This window comes from Marinobacter sp. (assembly GCF_041686475.1).
Taxonomy (GTDB): Bacteria; Pseudomonadota; Gammaproteobacteria; order Pseudomonadales; family Oleiphilaceae; genus Marinobacter.
Map to the genome: position 1 here is coordinate 1 of NZ_JAWLDU010000013.1, position 14,326 is coordinate 14,326.

Genomic DNA, 14,326 nt, shown 5'->3' on the forward strand with positions numbered 1-14,326 from the left:
GACTGGATATCAACTATGGTAAACAAGCTTAAAGCTGACTGGCTCTCCAACATACGGGGCGATCTGCTCGCTGGTATTGTAGTGGCGCTGGCGCTGATTCCCGAAGCCATCGCCTTTTCCATTATTGCCGGTGTAGACCCGAAAGTGGGGCTCTACGCGTCGTTCTGTATCAGTGTGGTGATTGCCTTCGTGGGCGGTCGTCCCGGCATGATCTCGGCAGCCACCGGTGCCATGGCGCTGCTGATGGTCACCCTGGTCAAGGAACACGGTCTGGAATATCTGCTGGCGGCTACGCTGTTGACCGGTCTGTTGCAGATTGGAGCCGGCTATCTAAAGCTCGGCGGGCTGATGCGCTTCGTCTCCCGCTCGGTGGTAACCGGCTTTGTGAACGCCCTGGCAATCCTGATCTTCATGGCGCAGTTGCCGGAGCTGACCAATGTCACCTGGCATGTGTACGCCATGACCGCAGCCGGCCTGGGGATAATCTACCTGTTCCCGCTGATTCCGGTGGTTGGCCGCATCCTGCCATCACCGCTGATTTGCATTGTTGCACTGACAGCCTTTGCGATGATCTACAACATTGATATCCGCACCGTGGGTGACATGGGGCAGCTGCCGGATACCCTGCCGATTTTCCTGTGGCCCGACGTGCCGCTGAACCTGGAAACCCTGATGATTATCCTGCCCTACTCGGTCGGGCTGACGGTGGTTGGCCTGCTGGAATCGATGATGACAGCGACCATCGTGGATGATCTGACCGACACCACCAGCGACCGCAACCGCGAGTGCCGGGGGCAGGGTATTGCCAATATCGGCTCCGGCCTGCTGGGTGGCATGGCAGGCTGCGCCATGATTGGCCAGTCCATCATCAACATCAAATCCGGTGGACGCACCCGGCTCTCGACCCTGTCGGCGGGCGTGTTCTTGCTGTTGATGGTGCTGGTGCTCGACCAGTGGCTGGTACAGATCCCGATGGCGGCGCTGGTGGCGGTGATGATCATGGTTGCCATTGGTACCTTCAGCTGGGGCTCTATCAAAAACCTGAAGGAGCACCCGCTATCCACCAACATCGTTATGGTAGTGACGGTTATTGTCGTTGTCGCGACCCACAACCTGGCATTTGGTGTGCTGGCCGGCGTTCTGCTGGCGGCACTGTTCTTCGCCAACAAGGTGGGCCATTACATGCTGGTGACGTCCGAGTTTGACGACAAGACTGACACCCGCACTTACAACGTGGTCGGTCAGGTTTTCTTCAGTTCCTCAGAAAAATTCACGGAATCCTTTGATTTCAAGGAAGCAGTGGATAATGTGGTGATTGATCTGACCCGGGCGCATTTCTGGGACATTACGGCGGTCGGTGCTCTGGACAAGGCGGTTATAAAGTTCCGCCGCGAGGGCGCCGAGGTCGAGATCATCGGGCTGAATGAAGCCAGTGCCACAATCGTCGATCGTTTCGGTGTGCACGACAAACCCGATGCCGTTGACCAGCTGATGGGGCACTGACATGACACAAACCAAGGAATTCAACAACGATCCCGGTCAGAATAACAATCATAACGATCACCAAGGCGAGGTTGAGATGCTACGAGTAGTTGCCTGTATTGACGGCTCCAGGGCTGCACCAGCGGTTTGTGATTACGCCGCCTGGGCCAGCAAACACATGGAAACGCCCATGACACTGTTGCACGTGCTGGATGAAGAGCGCTATCCGACAGAGCCGGACCTGGCCGGCAGCATTGGCCTTGGAAGTCGGGAGCAATTGATGGACGAACTGGCCGAGCTGGATCGCAAGCGTTCCAAGCTGGCGCTGGAGCACGGCCATCACATGCTGGATGAAGCCGAAGACCGAATGAAGAGGTTGGGTATCGACGATGTCATCAAGCGTCAGCGCCACGGCGACCTCACCGAGTCGCTGCTGACCCTGGAGAACCAGACCCGCCTGCTGGTCATGGGGCTTCACGGCGAGAGCAGTTCAGACCGCGACGTACACGTGGGCAGTCAGCTGGAAACCGTGATTCGCAGCGTTCACCGCCCGATACTTCTGGTGCCTGATGAATACCAGCAGCCGAAAAGCGCCATGCTGGCCTTCGATGGCAGCGCCACCGCATTCAAGGGTGTGGAGCTACTGGCGGGAAGCCCTGTGCTGAAAGGCATGCCGATTCATCTGGTGATGATCGGGGCAGACACCAATGACCGCTGGGAGCAACTCAAGAAAGCTGAGAAGATGCTCGAAGACCTCGGTTCCGAGATCACCCTGGCCATTCGCGCCGGTGATGTGGAGCCCACTCTCCATGCTTACCAGGAAGAGCACGACATCGATATTCTGGTGATGGGAGCTTACGGGCATTCCCGGATCCGTCAGTTCCTGGTGGGTAGCACCACAACCACGATGCTGAAGACAGCCCGGAAACCTCTGGTGATATTGCGTTAATGCCTTCTTGCCAGGAATGCCGGTCCGCGCGATTGACGTCAAGCGCCTGCTTCCTGGTATTGATAACGTTGCTGGCGGGTTGCGCCAGCGGTCTGCAACCGATAACACATTCCGGAGTTGAGGAAGCCGTGCAGGACGATGACAGCTTTCTTTCCAGCCAATCCAGGCAGAAGCTGGCCGGTACCACTGGCCAGTCCGGTTTCTACATGCTGGATTCCGGGCACGAGGCCTTCCTTAACCGGGCGGCCCTGATCGAGGCCGCCGAGCACAGTATCGATGCCCAGTACTATATCTGGAGCAATGACGTTTCCGGGCAGTATCTGGCCGGCCGGCTTTTGCTGGCGGCGGACCGCGGAGTGCGGGTCCGGTTGTTGCTGGATGATTTCAACGCCGAGGGCGTTGGTGAACTGTTTGCTGCCCTGGACACCCACCCGAATATTCATATCCGCATTTTCAATCCCGCCAGAAGCCGCAGTGGTTGGGGCCGCTGGGTGTCGTTCCTAATGGATTTCGACCGTATCAACCGGCGCATGCACAACAAGACGTTCGTGGTGGACAGCGCAGCGGGAATCGTTGGCGGCCGCAACATAGGGGATGAGTATTTCGGCTTTGATGCCGACCGCTATTTCCGTGACCGTGACGTGTTCGCGGCGGGGCCTGTCGTTGGTGGTATGACGGACAACTTTCAGGCCTACTGGAATAACAGTTGGGCTTATCCGGTGTCAGTCCTCTACCCGAAGGCTCCAGCTGACGGGAATGTGGCTGAGACGTTCGAACGCCTTCGCCGCCAGGCCGGATCGCAGGCGGGTATTCCGGCCCCGGCAGATCGCGCGCAGGGAAGGGCCGAGCTGGCGAAGCTGTTCGGCCAGCTGACGGTGGCCCGTGGAGAGCTGGTTTTCGATCCCCCGTTTGAGACCATGGAAGAACCCGCCGAAACGCCTCGACGCAGCGCCAGGGCGCTTCAGCACCTGGCGCAGTCTGCCTCACAGGAGATTCTGATTGAATCCGCCTATCTGATACTCGCCGAGGAACAGCTGCAGATTCTGGATATGGGGGATCGCCAGGTGCTTCAGGTATCTGCGCTGACCAACTCGCTGGCGACCAACGACCTGGTTACCAACCACGCGGGTTACGCCCGCTGGCGCTCCTTCATGCTGGAGCACGGCATACAGATCTATGAGCTCAGGCCCGGGGCCGAGGCCTGTCAACAGTGGCTGAAGACGGACGGTGTCTGCTCGACAGGTCAAGTCAGCCTGCACTCAAAGTCCATCGTATTTGATCGTAGTACGCTGGTGGTGGGGTCTTTCAACGTCAATCTCCGCTCTATCTATCTCAATGGCGAAACGCTGTTGATTATCCACAGTGAAGAGTTGGCAGAGCAGGTGGCGAGCGACGTTCAGACCGTTATGAAACCACGCAACAGCTGGGAAGTCTCGCTGGACGATGGTGGCGATCCGCAATGGCGCAGTGGTGAGGAGCTGCATTCCAGCGAGCCCACGGTTGGCTGGTGGCGCCGCACCAAATCCCGGTTTCTCTCCTGGTTGCCGATCGAGAAATATCTTTAGTTTTGCGTCGTATCTGCTGACCTCAAGCCATCTCACAATACCTTTTTCAACTGACCGTCATCCCCACCCGTACGAAGTACCAGGGTGATGTCACTGTCATTGCGGTTGCGGAAGAACCAGCCATGGTTGCCCGTGAATACGGCGACCAGTTCGCCTTCATCCTCGGGAACGCCGCGTCCTTTCTCGTAAGAGATGGATTGGCCGCTGCCATTGCCATGGGTGTCGTAATTGATTGGGCCACCCTCGGACTCCCAGGAAAACCGGGCGACATTGCCTTCTTCCATGGTGAGTTTGTACTCCGTGCCTTCTCCCGGGGTGAGAACCACGCGTACTTCATCCTGCCACCGGGATTCCGCTGTTGTCGGCTCTGATGTCGGTTGCTCCTCGACGGTCGTAACCTCGGGCTCAGGAGCAGTGACCTCTTCCCGGACAGGTTCGGTAACATCGGTATCCGTTACCTCCGATTCCTGCTGCCCGGGTGAGGGTTGCACGGCAACCAGTTGGGCCGCTTCGTCTGCGGCGGCCTCTTCGGCAAGTTGTTCCTTGATTTCGCCCATTTCAGTGAGGCCCAGAAGGCGACCGACACCGGTTGGGTCCAGGGAGTATTCTGCAGGCATCACCACTGTCACCAACAGAACCACTGCCACAATGGCGGCAATGATGGTTGATCGAATCAGCTTGGCGGTGGTGGGTAATTCTTCACGGTTTGGTATATCGGTGTTGTACATAGTGAATCTCCAGAATCAGGCTACAAAGTAACCGGTTAGTTGATAACCAAAGAGCAGGAAGCCTGCACTCATCATGGCGACGTTGGCGGTATAGGCATGGCGGAAAAAGCCGTCGGTTTTACGCCAGAAGCTGATGACAATCAGGATCATGGCCAGGGCAATGAGCTGTCCGATTTCCACGCCCACGTTGAAGGCGAGGAGGTTCGGAATCAGCCCGTCCGGCGAGATGTCGTATTCAATGATCTTCGTCGACAGGCCAAAGCCATGGAAGAACCCGAAAATCAACGTGGCGGCCCTGGTGTTGGGCTGGAAGCCAAACCAGCGCTGATAGGCACCAATATTGTCCAGTGCCTTGTATACAATGGACAGACCGATAATCGCATCAATGATGTAACTATTGATGCCCACGTTGAAGTACACCCCCAGCAGCATCGTGGTGGAATGTCCCAGCGCAAACAGGCTCACGTAGATCGCGATGTGCTTCATCTGGTAGAGAAAGAAGATCACACCCAGCAGGAACAGCAGGTGATCGTAACCGGTGACCATGTGCTTGGCCCCGAGGTAGGTGAACGCAATGAGGTTTACACCGGTAATTTCCTGAATGTACCCCTTGTCGCCCTGGGCGATGGCATGGGCCAGCGCATCGGTACTCAGGCTGAGTAGCCCGAGTGTCAGAAATATCCAGAAAAGGCGGCTGCTTCTGCGCGCTATGTTCGCAATACGGCAATCGCCAGGCAGGCTTGACAACATAAATACTCCAAATTGTGTATGTTTCCCGGGATTGCGCATGCTGCAACTATGATCCCGTCAGCCGCTGTTCCCCGCAGCCACTCCCGAGGCCCGGAGCTCCTTCTTCATTTCTGACCAGAGCTGCCTGTAGCCGATGGCAGGCTGGGATCGGGGGCTGAGCGCTTCCAGGGGAAGCCCTTCTTCTCCCATTCGCTCAACGGCGCTGGAGTAGGGGATCATAGCGCTGGAGGGCCGTTCGAATAGTTCGGCGTTTTTTCCGGCGAGCTCCCTATGCAGTTTCTTGCGTCTATCAACCAGGGTAAAGAACGGTCTCAGTTTTTTAAGGCCGAGTTTTTTGTCCTTCACCAGCTCCTGAAATTGGTGCCAGCTGTTCAGTGATAGCCAGGTGGGCACCAGAATAACGTAAATCAGGTCTGCAACTTTCCATACAATGCTCCAGTAGTAAGGCCACCAATTGAACCACACTTGGTATTTTTGGAGATTACAGTGGTGTGACGGTCCAAGTGTACTGAAGTTAACTCCGAATAATCCCTTTTGGAAAATAAGTAGGGCTATAAGCCGCACCCAGAATGATTGCACCTACGCGGATCAATTGCGATTGTCCCCTTGTGAATGTGTGCTCAGTGCAGTATTGCGAGATGTCGAAACGAGCACTATCTGCACGTGATTGAGTCCCTGTCGACAGCCACCTGCGGTTCGCTGACTAACGTAATGAAGGAAGAAGAGCTCTGACGTAAAATCCTTGAAGTCGGCGACGAGATGAATGCCGATGCTGGGTGGGACCATCGGCGCGGTCGTTGGCGGCATCGTGTGGTGGCTCACGGGGCGAATGATGTTGCAGACGCAGTCGACCCTCTCGCCGCAGGCGGCGTGTTCGGGATCGGCTTTCTGCGCGAGCATCTCAAAATCACCTATCGCCAGAAGATTGACGAAATTCAGGCGCACCAGGCCGCAGAGGACCGGGAAGAAGTGAAGCGTTTGCTTTAAGAGTTCGATGAGGCTTCGTTAGAAGAGAAGGGGCTGGTAGCGGCTATGCTGTTCTTTACCATCAGGGGGATGCATCTGCCATGAGTTCTCGCAGTTTAGCAAGTTGGGCCTCAACCACGCGCAGGCGAACCTCGGTCTGAGCAGATGTTTCCTCTGACGAGCCGGAATCAAGCCTTTTCCGGTATTTTTCCTGCTTTTTTGTCAGCGCCTGCTCCAGACGCTTCAATTCCTTGTGCTTGAGGGATTTGCCCTTGTCGAGTTCCAGTAGCACATCGTCCAGCCTGGCCACCAAGTCCTTGAAACCCATTGTCTGACTCCGCCGTATTGGAAGATTGGTCGGCCCGCGTAGCGTCACCAGACATTGACACCTTAGACGGTGATGTCTGCCTGGCCCTCATCACCCACCGACAGGGCCTCAGTGGTCCTGGCAGCGTCTAAATCTGTTGCTGCGAGTAGCGCCCGAGTCCCGTCCAGAATAGCATCCACTGTCTCGCTGGCATAGGCAGAATCGTTCAGCAGGGACGTGGCCATGGTAGAGTTGATCTGCTTCGCTCCCAGGAGCTCCGTAACGCGTGCGGCCATGGATTCGCGGCCCACCCGGGCACGTACAGCGATCTCGTCGAGCTCCAGCATTGCCGTGCTGGCGTCGTCAAATTTGCCTTCGTAGAACCGATGGGTTTCGCGTAGCACCATCGCGACCCGCAGCCGGAGATCATTATACTCCTTCCGGATAGCCTTGTTATCCGCAACCATATAGGTGGTGAGATTCTTGCGCAGGTGTTTGACATGCTTGATGGCTTCCACCATTTCGGCGGCGGCTTGCTGTAGACGGTAGAGTGACTCGTCGGAACTGGCTGACCCCATGCGGGCCATGAGCCCGGAAAGGAAATCGAGAATGGCATTATAAAGATGCTTGACGCGCTGCCGGTAGACCTGGTCGATGTCGATGTCGATGCGCTCTCGATGGTCATTGATCGTTGCTGCCAGGTCATCGTTGTCACGGATCTGTTCACGGTGCAGGTGGAGGCCATGGGCGAGTATGACAAAGGCTTGGTCAAAGAGGTGCCAGACCTCCCGGCGAACCGCCGCCTTTGCGCTATCGGGCGAATCCATCGCGGCCAGATTGAGGTACTTGGGCTGGGCCGCAGCCTCTTCCTCTCGTTCAGGCAGCCAGCGCTCCAGTGCGCTGGCCATCTTTGATAGCAGTGGCAACATCACGGCGACACCGAGGCAGTTGAACAGGGTGTGGAACAAGGCAAGCTTGACCGGATAGTCATCTTCAGCGATCGACATGAGCGCCGACAGGCTGTCGACAGACCAGCGCAGGGGCTCGATCAGCACCAGCGCGATTGCCGCCGTCGCTATATTGAACAAAAGGTGGGCGCCTGCAAGGCGTTTGCCTGCGATATTCGCGCCGAGACCGCCAATCAGTGCGGTCACTGTTGTGCCAATATTGGCACCGATAGCCAGGGCCAAAGCGTTCTCGTAGGTGACCTGTCCCGTGGCCAGGCCCGCCAGGGTGAGGGCCAGCGCCGCATGACTCGACTGCATGACGACCGTCGCCAGAATTCCGAGCCCGGTATAAACGAAAAGTCCAGTTAAGCCCGTCATCGCGTATTCGCGCAGATCGACCGCTGACTGGTAGCTTTCGAAGCCGTCCTTCATGAAATCGATGCCCAGAAACAGAAATCCCAGGCCAGCCAAAATCGCGCCAAAGGCTTTGAGTGCTCGGGATTGCTGGAAGTTCAGCACGACGCCGAAGACGAGCATGGGCAACGCGAAGACCGACAGGCTCATCTTCATGCCGATAGTGGCGAACAGCCATGCACCGGTTGTTGTGCCCAGGTTGGCCCCGAAAATGATGCCGATGCCGGCGATCAGGGGGAGCAGACCGGCACTCAGGAACGATATCGTAATAACCGATACCAGTGAGCTCGATTGCATGATGGCCGTACTGACGATGCCGAAACCAAGGCTCTTTGGAATCGTGTCCGTTGTCCGGCGAAGCACCCTCTCAAGGAGTCCACCGGTGAATTGGCGAAACCCGTTCTGAAGTGAGAGCATGCCAAACAGGAATATGGCAACCCCGGCGGCAATCTGTTTGAACTCGGGGCTCGACCAGAGTGCAAAAGCCAGAAGTCCGAGTATTCCGGCCAGAACGAGTCGGCGGTAGTTCATTGGCTCACCTTTACCGCAATTGGCTCGGTTTCGGCACCGCGCACTCAGATCACGACACCATCCAGTTGGCAGGACCTCGGTCCCGTATATTACTTTGTCACACTTCTGTAATGTAAGTAAGCCCCGGACGCAGAGCGTCGGGCAGTCAGTCTGGAGAGGCCGCACGCAGCCAGTGGTACTTTCAGCGATATGCAGCCCACCTGCCCTACGCGCCGTGGCGTATGGTGGATGCCGATGTCTAGCGTCATGCCAGGTTGAACTGCATCAGTAATCTGCTGGAGCAATTCGATTATAATAGCGGTCTGCCGTTTGTTGAGAACGCACTGGCTCGGGTTAGGTGTCCTGTCCAGCAGCCACACCGGACGCCCAGGCCCACTGGAAGTTATGCCCGCCAAGATGCCCGGTCACGTCCACCACTTCACCGATGAAGTACAGGTCCGGTCGGTCCAGAACCGCCATGGTCCTGGATGACAGCTGACGGGTGTCCACACCTCCCAGGGTCACTTCGGCGGTGCGATAACCCTCGGTGCCGGCGGGTTTGATGGCCCACTGCCCGAGAGTCCGCGCCGCTTGTTCGATGTCGCTGTTTTTGTAGCCCTGCAGTGGGCCAGTCCAGCCGTGAAGGTCGTTAAGCGCCTGGGCGAAGCGCCTCGGCAAGTGCTGCTGCAGGTATTGGGCAACAGTGGCTTGTGGTCTGTCTTTCCTCAGTTGGTACAGGTCCTGTTCGATATTGGTCCCGGGGAGCATGTTGATGCTCAGGTTGTTACCGGGATGCCAGAAGCTGGAGATCTGCAGCATCGCCGGTCCACTCAGTCCGCGATGGGTAACCAGCATGGGCTCGTGGAAGTGTTCGTGATTGCAGCGGACGTCCACCGGGCAGCTCACCCCCGCCAGTGGGGCCAGTTGCTCCTTCAGTTCCGGGTGCAGGGTGAACGGAACCAGGCCTGCGCGTGTGGGGAGCACGGTGAGCCCGAACTGCCGTGCGATGTCATAACCGAATCCGGTGGCGCCCATGGTGGGGATGGAGAGCCCGCCGCAGGCAACAATAAGGGACTCGCAGGTTAGGGTGCCGGAGGTGGTTTGCAGTTGGTAACCGTTTCCCGGGCTGCTGATGGCCTTGACCTCTGTTTTCAGGCGCACTTCTGCACCGGCCCATTCGCATTCGGTCAGCAGCATGTTGAGAATGTCCTTGCTGCTGTCTTTGCAGAAGAGTTGGCCGGCCGCTTTTTCCTCATGCTCAATGCCGTGACGCTCCACCAGGTCCAGGAAGTGCTGGGGAGTGTAGCGTTTGAGGGCGGAGATGCAGTAGTGGGGGTTGGCCGAGAGGAAGTTGGCCGGGGTGCTGTTGAGGTTGGTGAAGTTGCAGCGGCCGCCGCCGGACATAAGAATTTTCTTGCCGGGTTTGTTGGCGTGGTCGATCACCAGGACCTTGCGGCCGCGATAGCCGGCCGTTAACGCGCACATAAGGCCTGCGGCGCCGGCGCCTATGATGATGACGTCGTAGTTCTGTTCTTTCATGCTTCCGAGTTCCAGCGCGGGCTTCTGGAGTCCCGGCACGGGTTGAGGGCAGTCAGGGATACGCGGTGAATACGTCCCTGTACGCTCGACAAAAACATCCCTGTTTTTGACGATCCCTGACTGCCCTCAACCCGTGCCTTGCCAAACATCTGTGCTGCCCGCCGCTGTGTGTTAACTGGGCGCAGTATACATTTTCTGCTGTTATCAGGGCAGGTGTACGGAACCCTCCATGTAGAACGCGGCCTGGCCGGCTATGGCTACTCGGTTGCCGTTTAGTTCGCAGCGCGGTTCAGTCGGAGCACCTTTCAAAAACCTGGCTGGTAAAAGCGTCAAGCTGATAGGTCGGTAGTGATTTCATGTGTCGCTCCGCAGGTTTATCGGGTCCAACAGGCCGGCGGCGATGGCGATGCCGGTGACGTCTGGCACCCGTTCCACACCCAGTCGCTTCATGACGCGTGCCCGGTACAGGTCGATGGTTTTGATGCCCACTTCCAGCTGTTCTGCAATTTCCCGGCTGGTATAGCCCTGGGCCAATGGCATGAACACGTCCCGTTCCCGGCGGGTGAGGGAAGCGATCAGTTCGTCGGTGTGCTGGTCGCCCTGTTGCTGGGTGCTGGCCTGCTGATGTTGCTGTAGCGCCTGCTGGACGCTGTCGAGGAGCAGCTGTTCGTTGAATGGCTTTTCGATGAAATCGAAGGCGCCGGACTTGAAGGCGCGGACCACAATCGCAACGTCGGCGTGGCCGGAAACAAAGATAATGGGCAGATGCGAGCCCCGCTTCTGCAACTCCTCCTGGACGTTCAGGCCGCCGAGGCCGGGCATGCGTATGTCGAGAATCACACAGCCGGTCCGGGACGGATCCACCGCCTCCAGGAAATGGCGACCATCGGCGTAGGGCTGTACCTGTAACCCGACGGATTCCAGTAACCACTGGGTGGACTCAAGCATGCCGGCGTCGTCATCCACCACATAAACGGTATGGGGTATATCACTCATGCTGGCCTGTCTCCCTGGACTGGTCGGATCTGTTTTTACTGCTGTTCAGGGGAGGGAAGCGGCAGACCAGCACCAGCCCGCCTTGCTCGTCCGGTTTTGCATCCAGGAATCCGCCAAAGCCCTCGACGATGGATCGGCTCATGGATAATCCCAGGCCCAGCCCCTGGGGCTTGCTGGTATAAAAGGGCGTGAACATCTGCCGCAAACCGGTTTCGTCCAGCCCCGGGCCCTGGTCGGCAACCTCCACCAGAATTTCCCGCTCCGAATTCACGCAGGTTGTCACGGTAATCTGTGAAGGGGAGCTGCTGTCCTGATGGGCCTCAATGTTGGCGTCGATACCGTTGCGGATCAGGTTGATCAGTACCTGCTCAAGCAGCACCGGGTCAGCGGTGATAACCGGGTTACTGGCGGTCAGGCGTTCCCGTATCACGACCCGGTTCTTGTCTGCATCCCACTGGCACAGGCGTTTCACGTTAGATACGGCGTCGTTGATGCTGATGGGGGCGGTGCGCTTCTGGCCTTTACGCAGAAATGCCCTTAGTCGCTTGATCACTTCCGATGCCCGGTTGGCATGGTGGGTAATTCGCTGGAGGCCGTCGTCCACGCGCTCCAGGCATTCGGGGTTTTCCCGCGCCTGTTTCAGGTAGCGCTGGCTGGCACTGGCGAAATTGACGATGGTAGCCAGTGGCTGGTTCATTTCATGAGCAATACTGGAGGCCAGTTCGCCAAGGGTTGCCAGGCGGGCCGTGTGGGCCAGTTCGTCGGCCAGCCGGCGGTTGTTCTCCTCGGATTCCACCCGGGCGGTTATGTCGCGGGAGACACTTACCACCTCGATGACTGCGCCGGTGTAGGTTTCCCGGATGGCCCGGCTGGCAATCTCGAACCAGCGTTTGCTGCCGTCCCGGTGAGTGATATCAAGCGTCAGGGTGGCATAGCCTTCGTCCCGAAGCCGATTGCGGACGTCTTCCAGCTCGGCGTTAAGGGTGCTGCTAAGGAACACGTCTTCCAGTGGCTTGCCCCTGAGTTCCTCGGGCCAGTAACCCAGTAACCGCCAGGATGCCGGGGTGGCGTCTATAAAGCTGCCGTCCGGCGCATGGCGGGAGATGAGGTCGGTGGTGTTTTCGGTGATCAGGCGGTAGAGGCGGCTGGAGCGGATGGCTTCGTCCAGTTTGCGGATGTCATCTGTGGCATTCCTGCCCCGGGCAAGAACCTGGCCAGAAGCCTGGTCAGGTATAAACGTCCACAGACAGATAAGGCCGGGAAGCCGGCTTTCCACATCCGCAATCGCCCGCCCCTGGGAGAGGCAGGCGTTGATCAGTGCCTGGGTATTGACCGGCAGAAGGCCCGCCAACCCGGCCATTCCTGCACGCTGCACCAGCGCTCTCGCTGCCGGGTTGCTCGACAGAACTGTGTTGTCATAGCCAAGCACCAGCCCGGCGTCCGGATCGGAGTCGGGAAGCTGAAAGGCGGGGATTGTCGCTATTATTGTCATTGGTCAGCCGTTATATAGTATAAACACTATAATACATTGGTGTAATTTCTAGTATATCTACTATCCAATACCATTCCTGTCAGCCAAGAGTATAGCTTTTCCAGCGTACTTACTGAATACACCACAAGAACAATGGAACCCAGAGGACCACAGCAATGACCTCGATTTTTGATGAGGGCCTGGAGCCCGTCGACGCCAATTATTCTGTTCTGTCCCCCATCGATTTTATTGAGCGCACGGCAAGCGTGTATCCGGAATACACCTCGGTGATTCACGGGGCCATTCGTTATAACTGGAGCGAAACTTACGAGCGTTGCCGCCGTCTGGCCTCGGCACTGGCTGGTCGTGGCATTGGCCGCGGCGACACCGTGGCAGCGATGCTGCCCAATATCCCGGCCATGGTGGAGTGTCACTTTGGTGTGCCCATGATCGGGGCGGTTCTCAATACCCTGAATGTGCGCCTGAACGCCGAGGCCATTGCCTTCATGCTGGAGCATGGGGAAGCCAAGGTTATTGTGGCGGACCGGGAATTTGGCGACGTTGTCCGCGACGCCGTCAGCCGCCTGGATGAAAAGCCGCTGGTGATTGATGTGGATGACCCGGAGTACGGTGAAGGCACACAGGTGAGCGACCTGGATTATGAGGTCTTCCTGCAGGAAGGTAACCCGCAGTTCCAGTGGAGCCTGCCAGAGAACGAATGGGATGCCATCTCCCTGAACTACACCTCCGGCACCACCGGTAACCCGAAAGGCGTCGTTTATCACCATCGCGGTGCCTACATGAACAGCATGGGCAATCAGGCGGTGTGGTCCATGGGCCAGCATCCGGTCTACCTGTGGACCCTGCCGATGTTTCACTGTAACGGCTGGTGTTTCCCCTGGACCGTTACCGCTTTGGCGGGCACTCACGTTTGCCTGCGCCGGGTGGATCCGGAAAAAATCCTGCAGTTGATCCGTGATCACCAGGTAACCCACATGTGCGGTGCTCCCATTGTGCTTAACGCGCTTCTGAACGTGCCGGAAGCCGCCAAGGCCGGCATCGATCACGACGTTAAATCCATGACGGCTGGCGCAGCCCCGCCCGCCCAGGTCATTGGCGCCATCGAGGAGATGGGCATTGCCGTCACTCATGTTTACGGCCTGACGGAAGTTTACGGCCCGGTCACCGTGTGTGCCTGGAAGTCCGAATGGGATGAGAAAACCCTGGACGAGCGGGCCACCATCAAGGCTCGTCAGGGCGTTCGCTACCATACGCTGGCGGGCACCATGGTGGGTGACCCCAGTACCATGGAACCGGTCCCCAAGGACGGTAAAACCATTGGTGAGATCTTCCTGCGTGGCAACACCGTGATGAAAGGCTACCTCAAGAACCCCAAAGCCACCGAAGAAGCGTTCCGTGGCGGCTGGTTCCACACCGGCGACCTGGCGGTATGGCACGAAGACGGCTACCTGGAAATCAAGGACCGCCTTAAGGACATCATCATCTCCGGCGGCGAGAACATTTCCACCATCGAGGTGGAGGACACCCTCTATCGCCACCCGGCCGTGCTCGAAGCAGCCGTGGTGGCGCGCCCGGACGATAAATGGGGCGAAACTCCCTGCGCCTTTATTACCCTCAAGCCGGAAGCCGGCGATGTGAGTGAAGAGGATCTGATCGGCTTCTGTCGCGAGCGTCTCGCCCG

13 protein-coding genes are annotated in these 14,326 nt (G+C 57.9%); 5 read left to right on the plus strand and 8 right to left on the minus strand.

What is annotated here, in order from left to right; translation table 11 throughout:
• Positions 1 to 15: 15 nt before the first annotated feature.
• Genes ACESMB_RS04825 through ACESMB_RS04835 form a run of 3 tightly spaced genes read left to right on the plus strand, consistent with a single transcriptional unit; the run spans position 16 to position 3,996 of the window.
• Positions 16 to 1,503: a SulP family inorganic anion transporter gene (locus tag ACESMB_RS04825; RefSeq protein ID WP_372927756.1), complete on the plus strand. Its 1,488-nt coding sequence runs from the start codon at positions 16 to 18 to the stop codon at positions 1,501 to 1,503.
• 1 nt (position 1,504) lies between these two features.
• The gene (locus ACESMB_RS04830; protein ID WP_372971026.1) at positions 1,505 to 2,431 is read left to right on the plus strand and encodes a universal stress protein; all 927 of its coding nucleotides are present in this window, start codon (positions 1,505 to 1,507) and stop codon (positions 2,429 to 2,431) included.
• Between the two features lie 32 nt (positions 2,432 to 2,463).
• Complete coding sequence (locus ACESMB_RS04835) at positions 2,464 to 3,996, plus strand: phospholipase D family protein (protein WP_372927457.1); 1,533 nt, start codon at positions 2,464 to 2,466, stop codon at positions 3,994 to 3,996.
• 32 nt (positions 3,997 to 4,028) lie between these two features.
• Here the strand turns inward: ACESMB_RS04835 and ACESMB_RS04840 are convergent, their stop codons facing one another.
• The 3 genes from ACESMB_RS04840 to ACESMB_RS04850 are packed head-to-tail and all read right to left on the minus strand — an operon-like array spanning position 4,029 to position 5,819.
• A complete protein-coding gene (locus ACESMB_RS04840) occupies positions 4,029 to 4,724 on the minus strand; it encodes a hypothetical protein (protein WP_372971027.1) in 696 nt (231 codons plus the stop codon).
• 15 nt (positions 4,725 to 4,739) lie between these two features.
• Entirely contained in the window at positions 4,740 to 5,474 is a 735-nt protein-coding gene (locus ACESMB_RS04845; protein WP_372927459.1) for a HupE/UreJ family protein, read from the minus strand.
• Between the two features lie 57 nt (positions 5,475 to 5,531).
• Positions 5,532 to 5,819, minus strand: a complete 288-nt coding sequence (locus ACESMB_RS04850; protein ID WP_372971028.1) for a hypothetical protein — start codon at positions 5,817 to 5,819, stop codon at positions 5,532 to 5,534.
• A gap of 414 nt (positions 5,820 to 6,233) precedes the next feature.
• Between ACESMB_RS04850 and ACESMB_RS04855 the strand changes: the two genes are divergently transcribed.
• Positions 6,234 to 6,461, plus strand: a complete 228-nt coding sequence (locus ACESMB_RS04855; RefSeq protein ID WP_372927461.1) for a hypothetical protein — start codon at positions 6,234 to 6,236, stop codon at positions 6,459 to 6,461.
• A 61-nt stretch (positions 6,462 to 6,522) separates the two neighbouring features.
• Here the strand turns inward: ACESMB_RS04855 and ACESMB_RS04860 are convergent, their stop codons facing one another.
• From ACESMB_RS04860 to ACESMB_RS04880, 5 genes are all read right to left on the minus strand, one after another.
• On the minus strand, positions 6,523 to 6,768 hold the full coding sequence (locus tag ACESMB_RS04860; protein WP_372971029.1) for a hypothetical protein: 246 nt from the start codon (positions 6,766 to 6,768) through the stop codon (positions 6,523 to 6,525).
• Between the two features lie 62 nt (positions 6,769 to 6,830).
• Positions 6,831 to 8,639, minus strand: a complete 1,809-nt coding sequence (locus ACESMB_RS04865) for a Na/Pi cotransporter family protein (protein WP_372971030.1) — start codon at positions 8,637 to 8,639, stop codon at positions 6,831 to 6,833.
• Between the two features lie 333 nt (positions 8,640 to 8,972).
• Positions 8,973 to 10,157 carry an NAD(P)/FAD-dependent oxidoreductase gene (locus tag ACESMB_RS04870; protein WP_372927464.1) on the minus strand — a complete coding sequence of 395 codons (1,185 nt, stop codon included), beginning with the start codon at positions 10,155 to 10,157 and terminating at the stop codon, positions 8,973 to 8,975.
• Positions 10,158 to 10,511: 354 nt separating this feature from the next.
• Positions 10,512 to 11,153, minus strand: a complete 642-nt coding sequence (locus ACESMB_RS04875) for a response regulator transcription factor (protein ID WP_372926981.1) — start codon at positions 11,151 to 11,153, stop codon at positions 10,512 to 10,514.
• Complete coding sequence (locus tag ACESMB_RS04880; protein WP_372971031.1) at positions 11,146 to 12,645, minus strand: sensor histidine kinase; 1,500 nt, start codon at positions 12,643 to 12,645, stop codon at positions 11,146 to 11,148. The genes ACESMB_RS04875 and ACESMB_RS04880 overlap by 8 nt, the downstream gene beginning before the upstream one ends.
• Positions 12,646 to 12,800: 155 nt before the next feature.
• On the opposite strand from ACESMB_RS04880, the gene ACESMB_RS04885 reads away from it, so the two are divergent.
• On the plus strand, positions 12,801 to 14,326 hold a 1,526-nt coding region (locus ACESMB_RS04885; RefSeq protein ID WP_372971032.1), incomplete at its 3' end, for an acyl-CoA synthetase.

Excerpts from the sequence above, each read along its gene's own strand:
- ACESMB_RS04870 (WP_372927464.1), bottom strand. The coding sequence starts at position 10,157 with ATGAAAGAACAGAACTACGACGTCATCATCATAGGCGCCGGCGCCGCA.
- ACESMB_RS04825 (WP_372927756.1), top strand. The coding sequence starts at position 16 with ATGGTAAACAAGCTTAAAGCTGACTGGCTCTCCAACATACGGGGCGAT.
- ACESMB_RS04830 (WP_372971026.1), top strand. The coding sequence starts at position 1,505 with ATGACACAAACCAAGGAATTCAACAACGATCCCGGTCAGAATAACAAT.
- ACESMB_RS04865 (WP_372971030.1), bottom strand. The coding sequence starts at position 8,639 with ATGAACTACCGCCGACTCGTTCTGGCCGGAATACTCGGACTTCTGGCT.
- ACESMB_RS04860 (WP_372971029.1), bottom strand. The coding sequence starts at position 6,768 with ATGGGTTTCAAGGACTTGGTGGCCAGGCTGGACGATGTGCTACTGGAA.
- ACESMB_RS04845 (WP_372927459.1), bottom strand. The coding sequence starts at position 5,474 with ATGTTGTCAAGCCTGCCTGGCGATTGCCGTATTGCGAACATAGCGCGC.
- ACESMB_RS04840 (WP_372971027.1), bottom strand. The coding sequence starts at position 4,724 with ATGTACAACACCGATATACCAAACCGTGAAGAATTACCCACCACCGCC.
- ACESMB_RS04875 (WP_372926981.1), bottom strand. The coding sequence starts at position 11,153 with ATGAGTGATATACCCCATACCGTTTATGTGGTGGATGACGACGCCGGC.
- ACESMB_RS04880 (WP_372971031.1), bottom strand. The coding sequence starts at position 12,645 with ATGACAATAATAGCGACAATCCCCGCCTTTCAGCTTCCCGACTCCGAT.
- ACESMB_RS04855 (WP_372927461.1), top strand. The coding sequence starts at position 6,234 with ATGAATGCCGATGCTGGGTGGGACCATCGGCGCGGTCGTTGGCGGCAT.